A 15,319-nucleotide genomic window follows, 5' to 3' on the forward strand; every position below is an offset into this window, starting at 1 on the left:
TCACGAACTCTTGTTCATATGAAGATTTCTGTCCCACTCCTATTCATATTTTTATACATATAGTAGCTTTATCTATTCGATCAATAAGGTGGATTGAAATATGGACATACAGAACCAAGAAAAATTTAGAATTCTGCTCAAACAACTGAATATGCTTGATCATTTTGATGAAGAGATGGTTGCTGAAAGTGCGTTAACACGAGTGGATGTTTCTGAAAAAACACGTAAATGGACATTTCATATCACGTTACCTTACGTGATGCGTTATGAAGACTATGCTGTATTTACACATGCGATGAAGGAAACCTTTAAAGATATTGTAGAAGTAAACTGGCAAATTCGTGTACAGTCTTCAGCAAATCAAGATGAACACTTGTTAAAATACTTTGGTGATTGTATTGATCAAACAGCATTATCACCAAAAGTAAAAGGACAATTGCGTCAGAAGCGTATCATTATTTCAGGGAATATCGTTAAAGTACTCGTCCAAAATGATATTGAACGTAATCATTTTGATAAAGTATGTAACGGTAGCCTTGTAAAAGCACTCAAACAGTGTGGTTTTGATGTTTATAAGGTAGTTTTTGAAACAGATACGTCAGGCCAAGATGATGATCTTGCATCATTAGAAGCGCATATTCAACAAGAAGATGAGAAAAGTGCACGTGAAGCAACTGAAAAAATTGAAAAAATGAAAGAGCAACGTGTGAAACAAGAAGAAAATGGTGTTTCGATTGATAAATGCCAGATTGGAAAACCGATTCAAGTCGAAAATATCCGACCTATTTCCGATATTATTGAAGAAGAGTTCAAAGTGGCGATTGAAGGGGTTATCTTTGATATTAATTTGAAAGAATTGAAGAGTGGCCGACATATTGTCGAATTGAAAGTGACAGACTATACGGACTCACTCGTATTAAAAATGTTTACACGTAAAAACAAAGATGACTTAGAACATTTCAAAGCATTATCAGAAGGGAAATGGGTACGTGCACAAGGGCGTATCGAAGAAGATATGTATATTCGTGACCTTGTCATGATGATGTCAGATATTGAAGAAGTGAAACATAGCGAAAAACAAGATAAAGCTGAAGAGAAGCGTGTTGAGTTTCATCTACACACTGCGATGAGCCAGATGGATGGTGTAACAAATATTGGTGATTATGTGGCGCAAGCTGCAAAATGGGGACACGATGCGATTGCAGTGACCGATCATAATGTTGTGCAAGCATATCCTGATGCTTATGCTGCTGCGAAGAAACATGGTATTAAGATGATTTATGGTATGGAAGGCATGCTTGTTGATGATGGTGTGCCGATTGCATACAAACCAACGGATATTCCGCTTCAATCAGCAACTTATGTCGTATTTGACGTTGAGACCACAGGGCTTTCTAATCAATATGACAAAATTATTGAACTTGCTGCTGTAAAAGTGAAAGACGGCGAAATCATTGATAAGTTTGAGCGTTTCAGCAATCCGCATGAAAAGTTATCAGAGACGATTAAAAACTTAACGCACATTAATGATGACATGTTGAAAGATGCGCCTGAAATTGAAGAAGTGCTCACAGAATTCAAAGAATGGGTGGGTGATGCGATATTTGTTGCACACAACGCATCATTCGATATGGGCTTCATCGATACAGGCTATGAACGCCTTGGCTTTGGTCCATCGACGAACGGTGTGATCGATACATTGGAACTTTCAAGAACGATTAATACGAGTTACGGGAAACACGGCTTGAACTTCTTAGCCAAAAAATATGGCGTGGAACTAACACAACATCATAGAGCGATTTACGATACAGAAGCGACGGCGTATATTTTCGTAAAAATGTTAGCACAGCTAAAAGAATTAGAAGTTCATAATCATCAAGATATCAATCAAAAGTTATCAAATGAAGATGCATACAAACGAGCACGTCCACAACATGTGACGCTTATTGTACAAAACCAAACCGGCTTGAAAAACTTATTCAAGATTGTCAGCCAATCACTAGTAAAATATTTCTATCGAACACCACGTATTCCACGTTCGGTGTTAGATGAGCATCGTGAAGGCATTCTAGTTGGTACAGCATGTGACGAAGGTGAAGTATTCACAGCAGTGATGCAACGTGATCAAGCAGAAGTCGAAAAAATTGCGAAGTATTATGACTATATTGAAATACAACCACCTGCCTTGTATCAAGACTTATTAGACAGAGAGCTTATTCGAGATCATGAAACATTGGTAGAAATTTATGAGCGTATTCTGGCGGTAGGTGAAACGAATCAAATTCCAGTCATTGCAACTGGGAATGTGCATTACTTACATGAACATGATGGGATTGCTCGTAAAATTTTGATTGCGTCACAACCGGGGAATCCGTTAAATCGTTCGACATTACCAGAAGCACACTTCCGTACCACAGATGAAATGTTAGCAGATTTCCATTTCTTAGGGGAAGAACGTGCTAAGGAATTAGTTGTGACAAATACACGTGCACTTGCGGATCGTATTGAAGAAGTCGTACCGATTAAAGATAAGTTATATACACCAAATATGGATGGTGCGAATGAAGAGATCCGTGAGATGAGCTATCGCAATGCAAAAGCGCTTTACGGTGAAGATTTGCCACAGATCGTTATCGACCGCTTGGAGAAAGAGTTAGACAGTATTATCGGGAATGGTTTTGCGGTTATTTATTTGATTTCACAACGATTGGTTAAAAAGTCATTAGAAGATGGCTATTTAGTAGGATCACGGGGATCGGTTGGTTCAAGTTTTGTTGCCACGATGACGGAAATTACCGAAGTGAATCCATTACCGCCGCATTATATTTGTCCGAAGTGTAAGAAAAGTGAATTCTTTAATGATGGTTCGGTTGGTTCAGGGTTTGACCTTCCTGATAAAACGTGTGAATGCGGGACACCTCTTATTAAAGAAGGACAAGACATCCCATTCGAAACGTTCTTAGGCTTTAAAGGGGATAAAGTACCGGATATCGACTTGAACTTCAGTGGTGAATATCAACCACATGCACATAACTATACGAAAGTACTTTTTGGTGAAGATTATGTGTTCCGTGCAGGGACAATTGGTACAGTTGCCGAAAAAACAGCATTTGGTTTTGTAAAAGGTTATTTAAATGATCAAGGTATGCATAAGCGTGGTGCAGAGGTTGATCGCTTAGTGAAAGGGTGTACCGGCGTAAAACGTACAACCGGACAGCATCCAGGGGGAATTATCGTTGTGCCAGATTATATGGATATTTACGATTTTACACCGATACAATATCCAGCCGATGCACAAAACTCAGCATGGATGACGACGCACTTTGACTTCCATTCGATTCATGATAACGTATTGAAACTCGACATACTCGGGCACGATGATCCGACTATGATTCGTATGTTACAAGACTTATCAGGTATTGATCCTAAAACGATTCCAGTTGATGATAAAGAAACGATGGGTATTTTCAGTTCGCCAGAAACACTGGGTGTAACTGAAGAAGAAATCCTCGCTAAGACAGGTACGTTTGGTGTTCCTGAATTTGGTACAGGATTCGTTCGTCAAATGTTAGAAGATACGAAACCAACAACTTTTTCAGAACTGGTTCAAATTTCAGGATTATCACATGGTACAGACGTATGGCTCGGTAACGCTCAAGATCTTGTACGAAGCGGTACATGTACGCTGTCTAGTTGTATCGGTTGTCGTGACGACATTATGGTATTTCTAATGTATGCAGGACTTGAACCGGCACTTGCCTTTAAAATCATGGAATCAGTGCGTAAAGGGAAAGGGCTGACTGATGAGTTTGAACAAGCGATGCGAGATAACGATGTACCCGAATGGTATTTGGACTCATGTAAAAAGATTAAATACATGTTCCCGAAAGCACACGCAGCAGCCTACGTATTAATGGCCGTACGTATCGCATACTTCAAAGTACATCATCCGCTATATTACTATGCAAGCTACTTTACAGTCCGTGCATCCGACTTCGACTTATTGACGATGATCAAAGATAAGGATAGCATTCGTAATACGGTAAAAGATATGTATAGTCGCTATATGGATTTAGGCAAAAAAGAGAAAGATATCTTAATTGTTTTAGAAATCATGAATGAAATGGCACATCGTGGTTATAAAATGCAGCCTGTAAACCTTGAGAAGAGTCAAGCCTTTGAATTTATTATCGAGGGTGATACATTGATTCCGCCATTCATTGCAGTACCAGGATTAGGTGAAAACGTCGCAAAACGTATTGTTGAAGCACGTGAAGAAGGTCCATTCTTATCAAAAGAGGACCTGAACAAAAAAGCGGGTGTTTCAGCGAAGATTATTGAATATCTGGATGAATTAGGTTCATTACCAAATATGCCAGATAAAGCACAGCTATCGATTTTCGACATGTAGATTCGCATTTGTCGTCTCGCGTGATATGTGCTATAATAATGTTGCTTATAAAAATGGACTCAAGCAGAAAGAGTGGGTGTTACCCGCTCTTTTCTGTTTGTATGTCACTGATAGGGGGCACGTATGAGTAAAATTACAGAGCAAGTAGAAGTGTTGATACAACCTGTCCTTGACGACTTAGGGTATGAATTAGTAGATGTAGAGTTTGTAAAAGAAGGACGCGATCATTATTTGCGTATTTCAATTGATAAACCGGGTGGCGTAGATCTTAATGACTGTACACGTGCATCTGAGCATATAAGTGAAGTCATGGATGCACATGATCCGATTGCTCAAGCTTATTATTTAGATGTTGCATCACCTGGTGCGGAAAGACCGATTAAGAAAGAAGCAGATTTCCAAAAAGCAATTGGACAACCTGTTTTCGTATCGCTATATGCACCTATTGATGGTGACAAAGAATGGCTCGGTACACTCTCAGCAGTAACGGATGAATCAATTGAAATGACCGTGAAGATTAAAGCGAGAACAAAAGTCATCACAATTCCACGAGATAAAATAGCGAAAGCACGTCATGCAGTCATGCTTTAATGATGTAAGGAGGAAGATTCGTGAAAAGTAACGAACTATTATTAGCAACTGAGTATTTAGAAAAGGAAAAAAGAATTCCGAGAGAAGTATTAGTTGATGCGATTGAAGCAGCATTAATTACAGCTTACAAAAAGAATTATGAGAGCGCGCGTAACGTACGAGTTGAATTGAACTTGGACAGTGGTACATTCCACGTCATCGCACGTAAAGAAGTCGTTGAAGAAGTTTTCGATGATCGTGAAGAAATTGATTTATCAACAGCATTAGTCAAAAACCCAGCCTACGAAATCGGTGACATTTATGAAGAAGATGTAACGCCTAAAGACTTCGGGCGTGTAGGGGCTCAAGCAGCTAAACAAGCTGTTATGCAACGCTTAAGAGATGCAGAACGTGAAATCTTATACGAAGAGTTCATTGATAAAGAAAATGATATCGTTACAGGTGTTATTGACCGTGTCGATCATCGTTATGTATATGTAAACTTAGGTAGAACTGAAGCTGTCTTATCTGAAGCAGAACGCAGTCCGAACGAAACATACTTGCCAAACGAACGCATTAAAGTGTATGTGAACAAAGTTGAACAAACAACAAAAGGACCACAAATCTTTGTATCACGTAGTCATCCAGGCTTATTGAAACGTTTATTTGAGCAAGAAGTGCCTGAAATCTTCGAAGGTACGGTTGAAGTGAAGTCTGTTGCTCGTGAAGCGGGAGATCGTTCTAAAATCAGTGTGTACGCTGAAAATAATGACGTTGATGCTGTCGGCGCATGTGTTGGTGCAAAAGGTGCACGTGTTGAAGCAGTTGTTGAAGAACTTGGTGGCGAAAAAATTGATATCGTTCAATGGGATGCTGATCCAAAAGTATTCGTACGCAACGCATTAAGTCCATCACAAGTAGTAGATGTAATTGTAGATGAAGAGAATCAATCAACGACTGTTATTGTGCCAGATTATCAGTTATCACTTGCAATTGGTAAGCGTGGTCAAAATGCACGTTTAGCTGCGAAGTTAACTGGATGGAAGATTGACATTAAGTCTGAAACGGATGCGAAAGCACTTGGACTTGATCAACCACAACCTAAAGTTGAAGAAGCTGTTGAAGATGAAGAGATTGTGGATGAAGCAAACAATGAGACACCAGTTGTTGAAGATGTAAATGAAGACATCACAGAATTAGAGGATGAAACAGAAGAAAAATAGGGGGGATTTTCATGAAAAAACGTAAAATTCCTATGAGAAAATGTATTTTGTCCAACGAGATGAAACCGAAAAAAGACATGATTCGTGTCGTACAAAATAAAGAAGGTGACATTGCTGCAGATGCGACAGGTAAACTACCAGGTCGTGGTGCGTATGTCAGCAAAGATGTTGCGTTAGTAGAACAGGCACAACAAGCACAAAAACTTGAGCAGTTCTTTAAAGCATCTCAAGAAACTTTAGAACCTGTGTATAAAGAGATTATTCGATTAATTTATCGGGAAGAGATACCTACGAAATGAACCAACAACAATTTTTAAACTTTTTAGGACTTGCGATGCGTGCAGGCAAAGTGAAAACAGGCGAATCTGTCTTGTTAGCAGAAATTAAAAAAAAGCGTTTAAAACTCGTACTGATTGCTGAAGATGCATCGGCGAATACGAAGAAAACGTTAATGAACAAATGTACAACCTATAAAGTACCCTATCGCGTTGTGAGTAGTCGTCATGAGTTAGGTGTGGCGATTGGCAAAGAATCACGTGTGAATATCGGTATTACAGATAACGGTTTTGCTAAGAAGTTAATAGCAATGATCGATGAAGAAGAGTAAGGAGTGGTTGAATGAGTAAGCAAAGAATTTATGAATATGCAAAATCATTAAACATCAAAAGTAAAGATGCCATTGATGAATTAAAGAAAAATGGTGTTGATGTGTCAAACCACATGCAAACGTTAGAAGCGGATCATGTGAAAATTTTAGACAAAGCTTTCAATAAAAAAGCTGAAGGTGAGAAAAAGGAAACAGCACCTAAGAAAGACAACAAGCCTTCTAATAATAATCAACAAGGTAAAAACAAACAACAACCGAAAAATAATAAAGGTAATCAACAAAACAACAAGAAAAACAAACGCAATAATAAAAATAATCAACAGAAGAAACAACAACAGCAACAACCAAAACCAGCTGAACCCAAAGAAATGCCATCTAAGATCACATACACAGAAGGCATTACAGTCGGTGAACTTGCAGGTAAGTTGGGCGTTGATGCATCAGAAATTATTAAAAAGCTATTCTTACTTGGTATTATGGCGAACATCAACCAAGCATTAGATGTAGAAGCATTAGAACTTGTTGCATCAGATTATGGTGTTGAAATTGAAGAAGAAGTTGTCATTGATGCGAACGACTTAGATGTATATTTTGAAGATGTTGAAGAAGACGAAGACGCAACAGTACGTCCTGCAGTCGTTACAATCATGGGACACGTTGACCATGGTAAAACAACATTGCTTGACTCTATCCGTAACACGCACGTTACTGAAGGAGAAGCGGGTGGTATCACACAACATATCGGTGCATACCAAATTGAAAATAAAGGTAACAAAATTACTTTCTTAGATACACCTGGACATGCTGCGTTTACAACAATGCGTGCACGTGGTGCGCAAGTAACAGATATTACCATTCTTGTTGTTGCTGCAGATGATGGTGTCATGCCACAAACAATTGAAGCGATTAACCATGCAAAAGCAGCTGAAGTACCGATCATCGTTGCTGTAAACAAAATTGATAAACCAACAGCAAATCCAGATCGTGTCATGCAAGAACTTGCTGAATATAACTTAATCCCTGAAGACTGGGGCGGCGATACAATTTTCGTACCACTTTCAGCATTAAGTGGTGAAGGTATCGATGACTTATTAGAAATGCTCGTTCTTGTTTCTGAAGTACAAGAATTAAAAGCCAATGTTGATAAAGCAGCAGTCGGAACAGTTATCGAAGCTGAATTAGATAAATCACGTGGACCAGCAGCATCATTACTTGTTCAAAACGGTACATTACATGTTGGAGATGCGATCGTAGTGGGTAATACACATGGTAAAGTACGTGCTATGGTAAATGATCTCGGTAAACGCATTAAAACAGCAGGTCCATCAACACCAGTTGAAATCACTGGTTTGAGTGCAGTACCGCAAGCGGGTGATCGCTTTGTAGTCTTCAAAGACGAGAAAAAAGCACGCCGCATCGGTGAAGCACGTGAACAAGAAAGCATTATTCAACAACGTCAAGAAAGCAAAAATGTCTCACTTGATAACTTGTTTGAACAAATGAAACAAGGTGAAATGAAAGACTTAAATGTCATCATTAAAGGGGACGTTCAAGGTTCTGTTGAAGCATTAGCAGCCTCATTAATGAAGATTGATGTTGAAGGCGTAAATGTCCGCATCATTCATACAGCGACAGGTGCGATCAATGAATCAGACGTAACATTAGCAAACGCGTCTAATGGTATCATCATTGGTTTCAACGTTCGTCCAGATGCTGGTGCGAAACGTGCAGCTGAAGCTGAAAACGTTGATATGCGTTTACACCGTGTTATCTACAACGTTATTGAAGAAATCGAATCAGCAATGAAGGGTATGCTTGACCCTGAATACGAAGAAAAAGTGATCGGTCAAGCAGAAGTTCGTCAAACATTCAAAGTATCTAAAGTCGGTACAATTGCAGGTAGCTATGTGACTGACGGTAAGATTACAAGAGATGCTGGCGTACGTGTTATCCGTGACGGTATCGTTATCTTTGAAGGTGAACTTGATTCATTAAAACGTTTCAAGGATGATGCTAAAGAAGTTGCACAAGGTTACGAATGTGGTATCACAATCGAGAAGTTCAACGACCTTAAGGAAGGCGACGTTATCGAAGCATTCATTATGGTTGAAATTGAGAGATAGAATTATCTAGGGATTGAACTATTTTTGAATTATGAAAGAAGTGGGGGTTACCACATTGTAATAATACACATTCACGTGTTTATAACTAATTTTGCTAAGCGGTAATTCATACCCTTCTTCTTATCAAAGAAGACATATATGGTAAATACTTTTTATATCATCTCGTTATTTAAAAATATTAAATAACGGGGTGTTTTTTTTATTTTGAAAAAATTAAATTCGAGACGATTAAAATCCAAAAAGAAACTTGATAATTTTAGCACAATAGAGCGCATTGTTTTTGACGAAAAAGAAATGCAGAATCTTTCTCGTAGAACTATTGATAATTACCAAAAAGTGTTTAACTCACTAAAAGTATTTTTTTACGACTATGACGACTCTATCAATATTTCGTCTAAAGAAGCTAGAGAGTATATCAAATATTTAAAATTTGAGCATGTGCATTATCGGGACAAGTTGCGAGAAAAACAAGAACAAAGGGGATTGAAACCAAGCACAATTAACACTTATATAAAGGTATGCAAAACGATATATCAGGTTTTAGTAGACTTAGAATACATTCAAGAGAATCCGATCAATCAATCAAATGTTTAAAAAGACAGAACGAAAGAATCAAAACAATTCCACCGCAAGACATTAATAAGTTACTTAACTCGTTAGATAAGCAATACTACACAGATTTCAGAATGTATGTAGCAGTACATGTTCTTTTGGACACATTCGGCAAAATTAACGAAGTGTTGAATATTAAGAAACAAAATATTGATTTTGATAAACGGAGTATCTATTTTTGAATTATGAAAGAAGAAGGGCTGGGACATAGTGCTCAGCTCCTCGCTTTTAAGATGTAAAAATAAGTGTAATGGCAGTAGGTGTATGAAGTGAAAATGCATTTTTACAAACTTTGGGAGCACTACAAAAATCATAAACATTTATAATGATTTTGTAGTAGTGCCCCTGCAAAGATGATTAGATGTGTGACAAGTTTATTAAGTAAACGTAGTCACATATCAATCAGCTACTGCAAAACTTCTAGTCACCCTTGCCGGGGTGGGACGACGAAATCTTTTATAGCAAAAAGGATTTCTGTCCCACTCCCATGAATCAATTACTTGCATAATGTTATTAGAATAGGTCAATCGCCAATGATTGACGTTGACTCACCCCGTCATATATAATGAGATATTGAAGTGAACGGCGAAACAACACATAAAGAGGTGAAATAAATGAACATGAGAGCTGAACGTGTTGGTGAACAAATGAAAAAAGAATTAATGGATATCATCAACAATAAATTAAAAGATCCGCGCGTTGGATTTTTAACAATTACAGATGTACAACCTACGAATGACTTGTCATTAGCAAAGGTGTATTTCACAGTACTTGGTAATGACAAAGAACGTCAAGATACATTCAAAGGACTAGAAAAAGCAACAGGATTTTTAAAATCAGAACTAGGTCAACGTATGCGTCTTCGTATTATTCCTGAATTACAATTTGAATATGACGAATCGATTGAATACGGTAATCGTATCGAACAATTAATTCAAGGTTTACACAAACAAGATTAACAGTGATAAGGCTAGGATATGTCATGCGGTCTAAACCGATGAATCATATATCCTAGCTTTTATTTTATAAATATTTTTGAAATTTATACGGATAAGGAGCCATATTTATGTATCATGGTATATTACCGGTTTTTAAGCCACGTGGTTTGACGAGTCATGATGTTGTATTTAAACTGCGTAAAATTCTCAAAACAAAGAAAGTAGGACATACAGGTACCTTGGATCCAGAAGTAGATGGTGTTTTGCCTATTTGTATTGGACAAGCTACTAAGGTGAGTGACTATGTCATGGATATGGGGAAGACCTATCACGCCGAAGTTACAATAGGTGTTTCTACAACAACTGAAGATCAAACAGGGGACGTGATTGAACAACGAGCAGTTGACGTGGCTACTCTGACCAATGATACGGTTGATGATGTTTTGAAGCAATTTATCGGTGTTATTACACAGATCCCACCGATGTATTCTTCAGTGAAAGTTAAAGGTAAAAAACTGTATGAGTATGCACGTCAAGGAATAGAAGTAGAAAGACCTGAACGCCAAGTGTATATCGAAAGTATACAACGGGTGTCGGACGTTGCATATTCTGACGGAAAGGCATCATTTGAAATTGTAGTGACTTGTGGTAAAGGGACGTATATTCGTACACTTGCAACAGATATCGGAAAAGCACTTGGCTATCCAGCACATATGTCACGATTGACACGCACAAATAGTGGTGGTTTTGATGTGGCTCAAGCACTTACGTTAGAAGATATTCAGTTACACCATGATGAAGGAACGTTAAGTGAAATGCTATTACCTTTACGCTACGGGCTAAAAGCGTTACCTTCATATGAAGTAAAGGATGCGAATCTTATTGCAAGAATTAAAAATGGTCAGAAGTTTGAACGCAAGCAATTTGATGTTGCTTTTGAACAGTCACTAGTTATGATGGAAGCTGAAACAAAAAAAGTACTAGCGATATACGAGGTGCATCCGTCACGTGATAATGAAATAAAACCGAAAAAGGTATTTAACTAGAAGGAGTATGACGTAAAATGCAAGTTATTGAAATTACACATCCAATTCAAAGTGAACAATATATTCAAGAAGATATTGCCATCGCACTGGGCTTTTTTGATGGCTTACATCGTGGACATCAAGCGTTGTTTGAGCGTCTGGATGAAGTTGCGGCAGAACGCGGATTAAAAAAGGCAGTGATGACGTTTGATCCGCATCCATCTGTCGTTTTGAATCCTAAACAGAAGCGCACAACTTATTTAACACCACTGGACGATAAGCTTGAATTATTGCGCTGTAAAGGTATTGATTACTGCCTAGTTGTCAACTTTTCAAGTCGTTTTGCCGAAGTATCTCCTGAAGCATTTATAAAAGAATATCTCGTAAACAACCATGTACAAGTAGCAGTCGCAGGGTTTGACTTTACATTTGGTAAATATGGCAAAGGCAATATGGCGATGCTACAAGAATATACAGATAACATTGAATGTATCACAGTTGGAAAACAAGATATTAATGATGAAAAAATTTCAACAACAGCCATTCGCCGTGATCTTACTGAAGGTAATTTGGCTGCAGTCAATGAAGCACTCGGTTATCGTTATCAAGTGAAAGGAACTGTTGTACAAGGAGAAAAACGTGGCCGTACCATCGGATTCCCAACAGCGAATATACATTTGAGTGATGACTATGTATTACCTGCTAAAGGTGTGTATGCTGTGAGCTTGAAGATTGGAACGAGTGATAAAGTTTACCGTGGAGTCTGCAATGTGGGTGTCAAACCGACATTTCATGATGACCTGCCACAAATTGTCATTGAAGTGAATATTTTTGATTTTGAAGAAAATATTTATGGTGAACGTGTCATAGTGACTTGGCACCATTATATTCGCCCTGAAATGAAATTTAATGGGATTGACCCGTTAGTTGCACAAATCAATCAAGACAAAGAACGTGCAAAATACTTGTTATCAGTTGATTTTGAAGATGATGTATCATATACTATATAAAGTCTATTGATTGAAATCGATAGAGACCTTAGTCTTGGTAGGTTGAGACTCCGACGCCTTACTCAGATTAAGGCATATTACAAATTTGAAGGAGGAAATTGACACATGGCAATTTCACAAGAACGCAAAAACGAATTAATCAAAGAATACCGCACACACGAAACAGACACAGGTTCACCAGAAGTACAAATCGCTGTTTTAACTGCAGAAATCACTGCATTAAACGAGCACTTACGTACACACAAAAAAGACCACCATTCACGTCGTGGTTTATTAAAAATGGTAGGACGTCGTCGTCACTTATTAAACTACTTACGTGACAAAGATGTTCAACGTTACCGTGAACTTATCAAGTCTTTAGGTATTCGTCGTTAATTTTACGCAAAATATCTTTAGAGATAAAGTTAAATCGAAAGAGACCAATGATTTGGTTTCTTTCTTTTTTTAACTATTAAATAAGAAAAATGTAAGCTATAATGTTTGTATGGATAAAAAAGGTACGAAATGTTTAAACAGTAGGAGAGGAGATTCATCATGTCTCAAGAAAAAAAGGTTTTTAAAACGGAATGGGCGAACCGACCGTTAACAATTGAAACGGGACAACTCGCAAAACAAGCGAATGGTGCTGTACTTGTTCGTTATGGTGACACAGTTGTTTTATCAACAGCAACGGCATCAAAAGAACCACGCGACGGCGACTTTTTCCCATTAACAGTAAATTATGAAGAAAAAATGTATGCTGCAGGGAAAATTCCAGGTGGATTCAAAAAGAGAGAAGGTCGTCCTGGAGATGAAGCAACATTAACAGCACGTCTCATTGACCGACCAATTCGACCATTGTTCCCAGATGGTTACCGTCACGATGTACAAATTATCAATACGGTATTGAGTGCAGATCCAAATTGCTCACCTGAAATGGCGGCGATGATTGGTTCATCTATGGCGTTAAGTGTATCGGATATTCCATTCCAAGGTCCGATTGCTGGTGTGAATGTAGGTTATGTTGATGGGGCATATGTAATCAATCCAAACCTTGAGCAAAAAGAAGTATCACGCTTAGACTTAGAAGTGGCTGGTCATAAAGATGCAGTGAACATGGTTGAAGCAGGAGCAAGTGAAATCACTGAAGCAGAAATGCTAGAAGCGATTTTATTCGGTCATGAAGAGATTAAACGCTTATGTGACTTCCAACAACAAATCATCGACACATTACAACCGGAAAAACGTGAATTCGTGCCTGTTGAAAAGGATCAAGCACTTATCGACCGTGTTGTAGAGTTGACACAACAAGAAGGTCTGAACCAAGCAATCTTAACATTTGATAAACAAGAACGTGAAGCGAACTTAGATACAATCAAAGAACGTGTACTTGCGCAATTTGAAGATGAAACAGACCCTGAGAACGAAGCGTTGCTTAAAGAAGTCAATTCAATCATTAATAAGTTGATCAAAGAAGAAGTACGTCGTCTTATTGCAGATGAAAAGATTCGTCCAGATGGTCGTAAACCGGATGAGATTCGTCCGTTATCTTCTGAAGTTGGGTTGTTGCCTCGTGCACATGGTTCAGGGTTATTCACTCGTGGACAAACTCAAGCGTTATCAGTCTTAACACTTGGATCAATTTCAGAATATCAGTTGATTGATGGTTTAGGAGAAGAAGAACAAAAACGCTTTATGCATCACTACAACTTCCCGAACTTCTCAGTCGGTGAAACAGGACCAGTACGCGCACCAGGGCGCCGTGAAATTGGACATGGCGCATTAGGTGAACGTGCATTGAAATATATTATTCCAGACGAGAAAACATTCCCATACACAGTACGTATTGTGAGTGAAGTATTAGAATCAAATGGTTCATCTTCACAAGCATCAATCTGTGGTTCGACACTTGCATTAATGGATGCTGGTGTACCAATCAAAGCACCTGTTGCTGGTATTGCGATGGGATTAGTGACACGTGAAGAAAGCTACACAATCTTAACGGATATTCAAGGTATGGAAGATGCTTTAGGTGACATGGACTTCAAAGTTGCGGGTACAAAAGAGGGTATCACTGCAATTCAAATGGATATCAAAATTGATGGACTAACAAAAGAAGTAATTGAGGAAGCATTAGAACAGGCACGTAAAGGTCGTCTTGCTATCTTAGATCACATGTTATCAACAATCGATCAACCACGTGCTGAATTAAGTGCATATGCACCAAAAGTTGAAATTATGACAATCAAACCTGAGAAAATCCGTGATGTCATTGGACCAGGTGGTAAACAAATCAATGAAATCATTGATGCGACAGGTGTTAAATTAGACATCGAACAAGACGGTACTGTGTACATCGGTTCTGTTGATCAAGCAATGATTAACCAAGCACGTGCTTGGATTGAAAGTATCGTACGTGAAGCAGAAGTAGGTCAAATCTATGATGCCAAAGTCAAACGTATTGAAAAATTTGGTGCATTTGTTGAGTTGTTCCCAGGTAAAGATGCCCTAGTACACATTTCACAAATTTCAAAAGAACGTATTGAAAAAGTAGAAGATAAATTAGCGATGGGTGACGTGATTAAAGTTAAGGTTACTGAAATCGATAAACAAGGTCGTGTCAACGCATCACATAAAGCTTTACTATAACCACAATTAATAAATTATGATAAATAATAATCTTAAAAGCAGATGTATTAAGGCATAAGCCCTTAGTCATCTGTTTTTTGGTTTTATAAACTCAGTGAAGAGGGAAATTATTACTAAATAAGGTATTATTCTATTTAATGTTGCTTAATTGAGTAAAAGCGCCATAATATAT

12 protein-coding genes are annotated in these 15,319 nt (G+C 38.1%); all 12 read left to right on the forward strand.

Annotated features, from left to right (window positions below; all coding sequences use genetic code 11):
* Window positions 1-100 precede the first annotated feature (100 nt).
* The 12 genes from MUA51_RS04640 (at window position 101) to pnp (ending at window position 15,147) form a co-directional block, all read left to right on the forward strand.
* Window positions 101-4,411: a PolC-type DNA polymerase III gene (locus MUA51_RS04640; RefSeq protein ID WP_262560699.1), complete on the forward strand. Its 4,311-nt coding sequence runs from the start codon at window positions 101-103 to the stop codon at window positions 4,409-4,411.
* A gap of 123 nt (window positions 4,412-4,534) precedes the next feature.
* Complete coding sequence (gene rimP / locus MUA51_RS04645) at window positions 4,535-5,002, forward strand: ribosome maturation factor RimP (RefSeq protein WP_262560701.1); 468 nt, start codon at window positions 4,535-4,537, stop codon at window positions 5,000-5,002.
* 20 nt (window positions 5,003-5,022) lie between these two features.
* Window positions 5,023-6,204, forward strand: a complete 1,182-nt coding sequence (nusA, locus tag MUA51_RS04650; protein WP_262560702.1) for a transcription termination factor NusA — start codon at window positions 5,023-5,025, stop codon at window positions 6,202-6,204.
* 11 nt (window positions 6,205-6,215) lie between these two features.
* Entirely contained in the window at window positions 6,216-6,503 is a 288-nt protein-coding gene (gene rnpM, locus MUA51_RS04655) for an RNase P modulator RnpM (protein ID WP_262560703.1), read from the forward strand.
* Window positions 6,500-6,811: a YlxQ family RNA-binding protein gene (locus tag MUA51_RS04660; protein ID WP_262560704.1), complete on the forward strand. Its 312-nt coding sequence runs from the start codon at window positions 6,500-6,502 to the stop codon at window positions 6,809-6,811. Before rnpM ends, MUA51_RS04660 begins: the two co-directional genes overlap by 4 nt.
* 11 nt (window positions 6,812-6,822) lie before the next feature.
* Window positions 6,823-8,934 carry a translation initiation factor IF-2 gene (gene infB / locus MUA51_RS04665; protein WP_262560705.1) on the forward strand — a complete coding sequence of 704 codons (2,112 nt, stop codon included), beginning with the start codon at window positions 6,823-6,825 and terminating at the stop codon, window positions 8,932-8,934.
* Between the two features lie 204 nt (window positions 8,935-9,138).
* Window positions 9,139-9,528, forward strand: a complete 390-nt coding sequence (locus tag MUA51_RS04670; RefSeq protein WP_262560706.1) for a phage integrase SAM-like domain-containing protein — start codon at window positions 9,139-9,141, stop codon at window positions 9,526-9,528.
* Window positions 9,529-10,160: 632 nt separating this feature from the next.
* On the forward strand, window positions 10,161-10,505 hold the full coding sequence (gene rbfA / locus MUA51_RS04675) for a 30S ribosome-binding factor RbfA (protein WP_095116408.1): 345 nt from the start codon (window positions 10,161-10,163) through the stop codon (window positions 10,503-10,505).
* Window positions 10,506-10,612: 107 nt separating this feature from the next.
* The gene (gene truB / locus MUA51_RS04680) at window positions 10,613-11,530 is read left to right on the forward strand and encodes a tRNA pseudouridine(55) synthase TruB (protein WP_262560708.1); all 918 of its coding nucleotides are present in this window, start codon (window positions 10,613-10,615) and stop codon (window positions 11,528-11,530) included.
* 17 nt (window positions 11,531-11,547) lie between these two features.
* Window positions 11,548-12,519 carry a bifunctional riboflavin kinase/FAD synthetase gene (locus MUA51_RS04685; RefSeq protein ID WP_262560709.1) on the forward strand — a complete coding sequence of 324 codons (972 nt, stop codon included), beginning with the start codon at window positions 11,548-11,550 and terminating at the stop codon, window positions 12,517-12,519.
* A 105-nt stretch (window positions 12,520-12,624) separates the two neighbouring features.
* Complete coding sequence (gene rpsO / locus MUA51_RS04690; protein WP_095116414.1) at window positions 12,625-12,894, forward strand: 30S ribosomal protein S15; 270 nt, start codon at window positions 12,625-12,627, stop codon at window positions 12,892-12,894.
* Between the two features lie 159 nt (window positions 12,895-13,053).
* The gene (gene pnp / locus MUA51_RS04695; protein WP_262560710.1) at window positions 13,054-15,147 is read left to right on the forward strand and encodes a polyribonucleotide nucleotidyltransferase; all 2,094 of its coding nucleotides are present in this window, start codon (window positions 13,054-13,056) and stop codon (window positions 15,145-15,147) included.
* Window positions 15,148-15,319: the final 172 nt, after the last annotated feature.

The sequence above is a fragment of the Staphylococcus sp. IVB6214 genome, assembly GCF_025558585.1.
Classification (GTDB): domain Bacteria; phylum Bacillota; class Bacilli; order Staphylococcales; family Staphylococcaceae; genus Staphylococcus.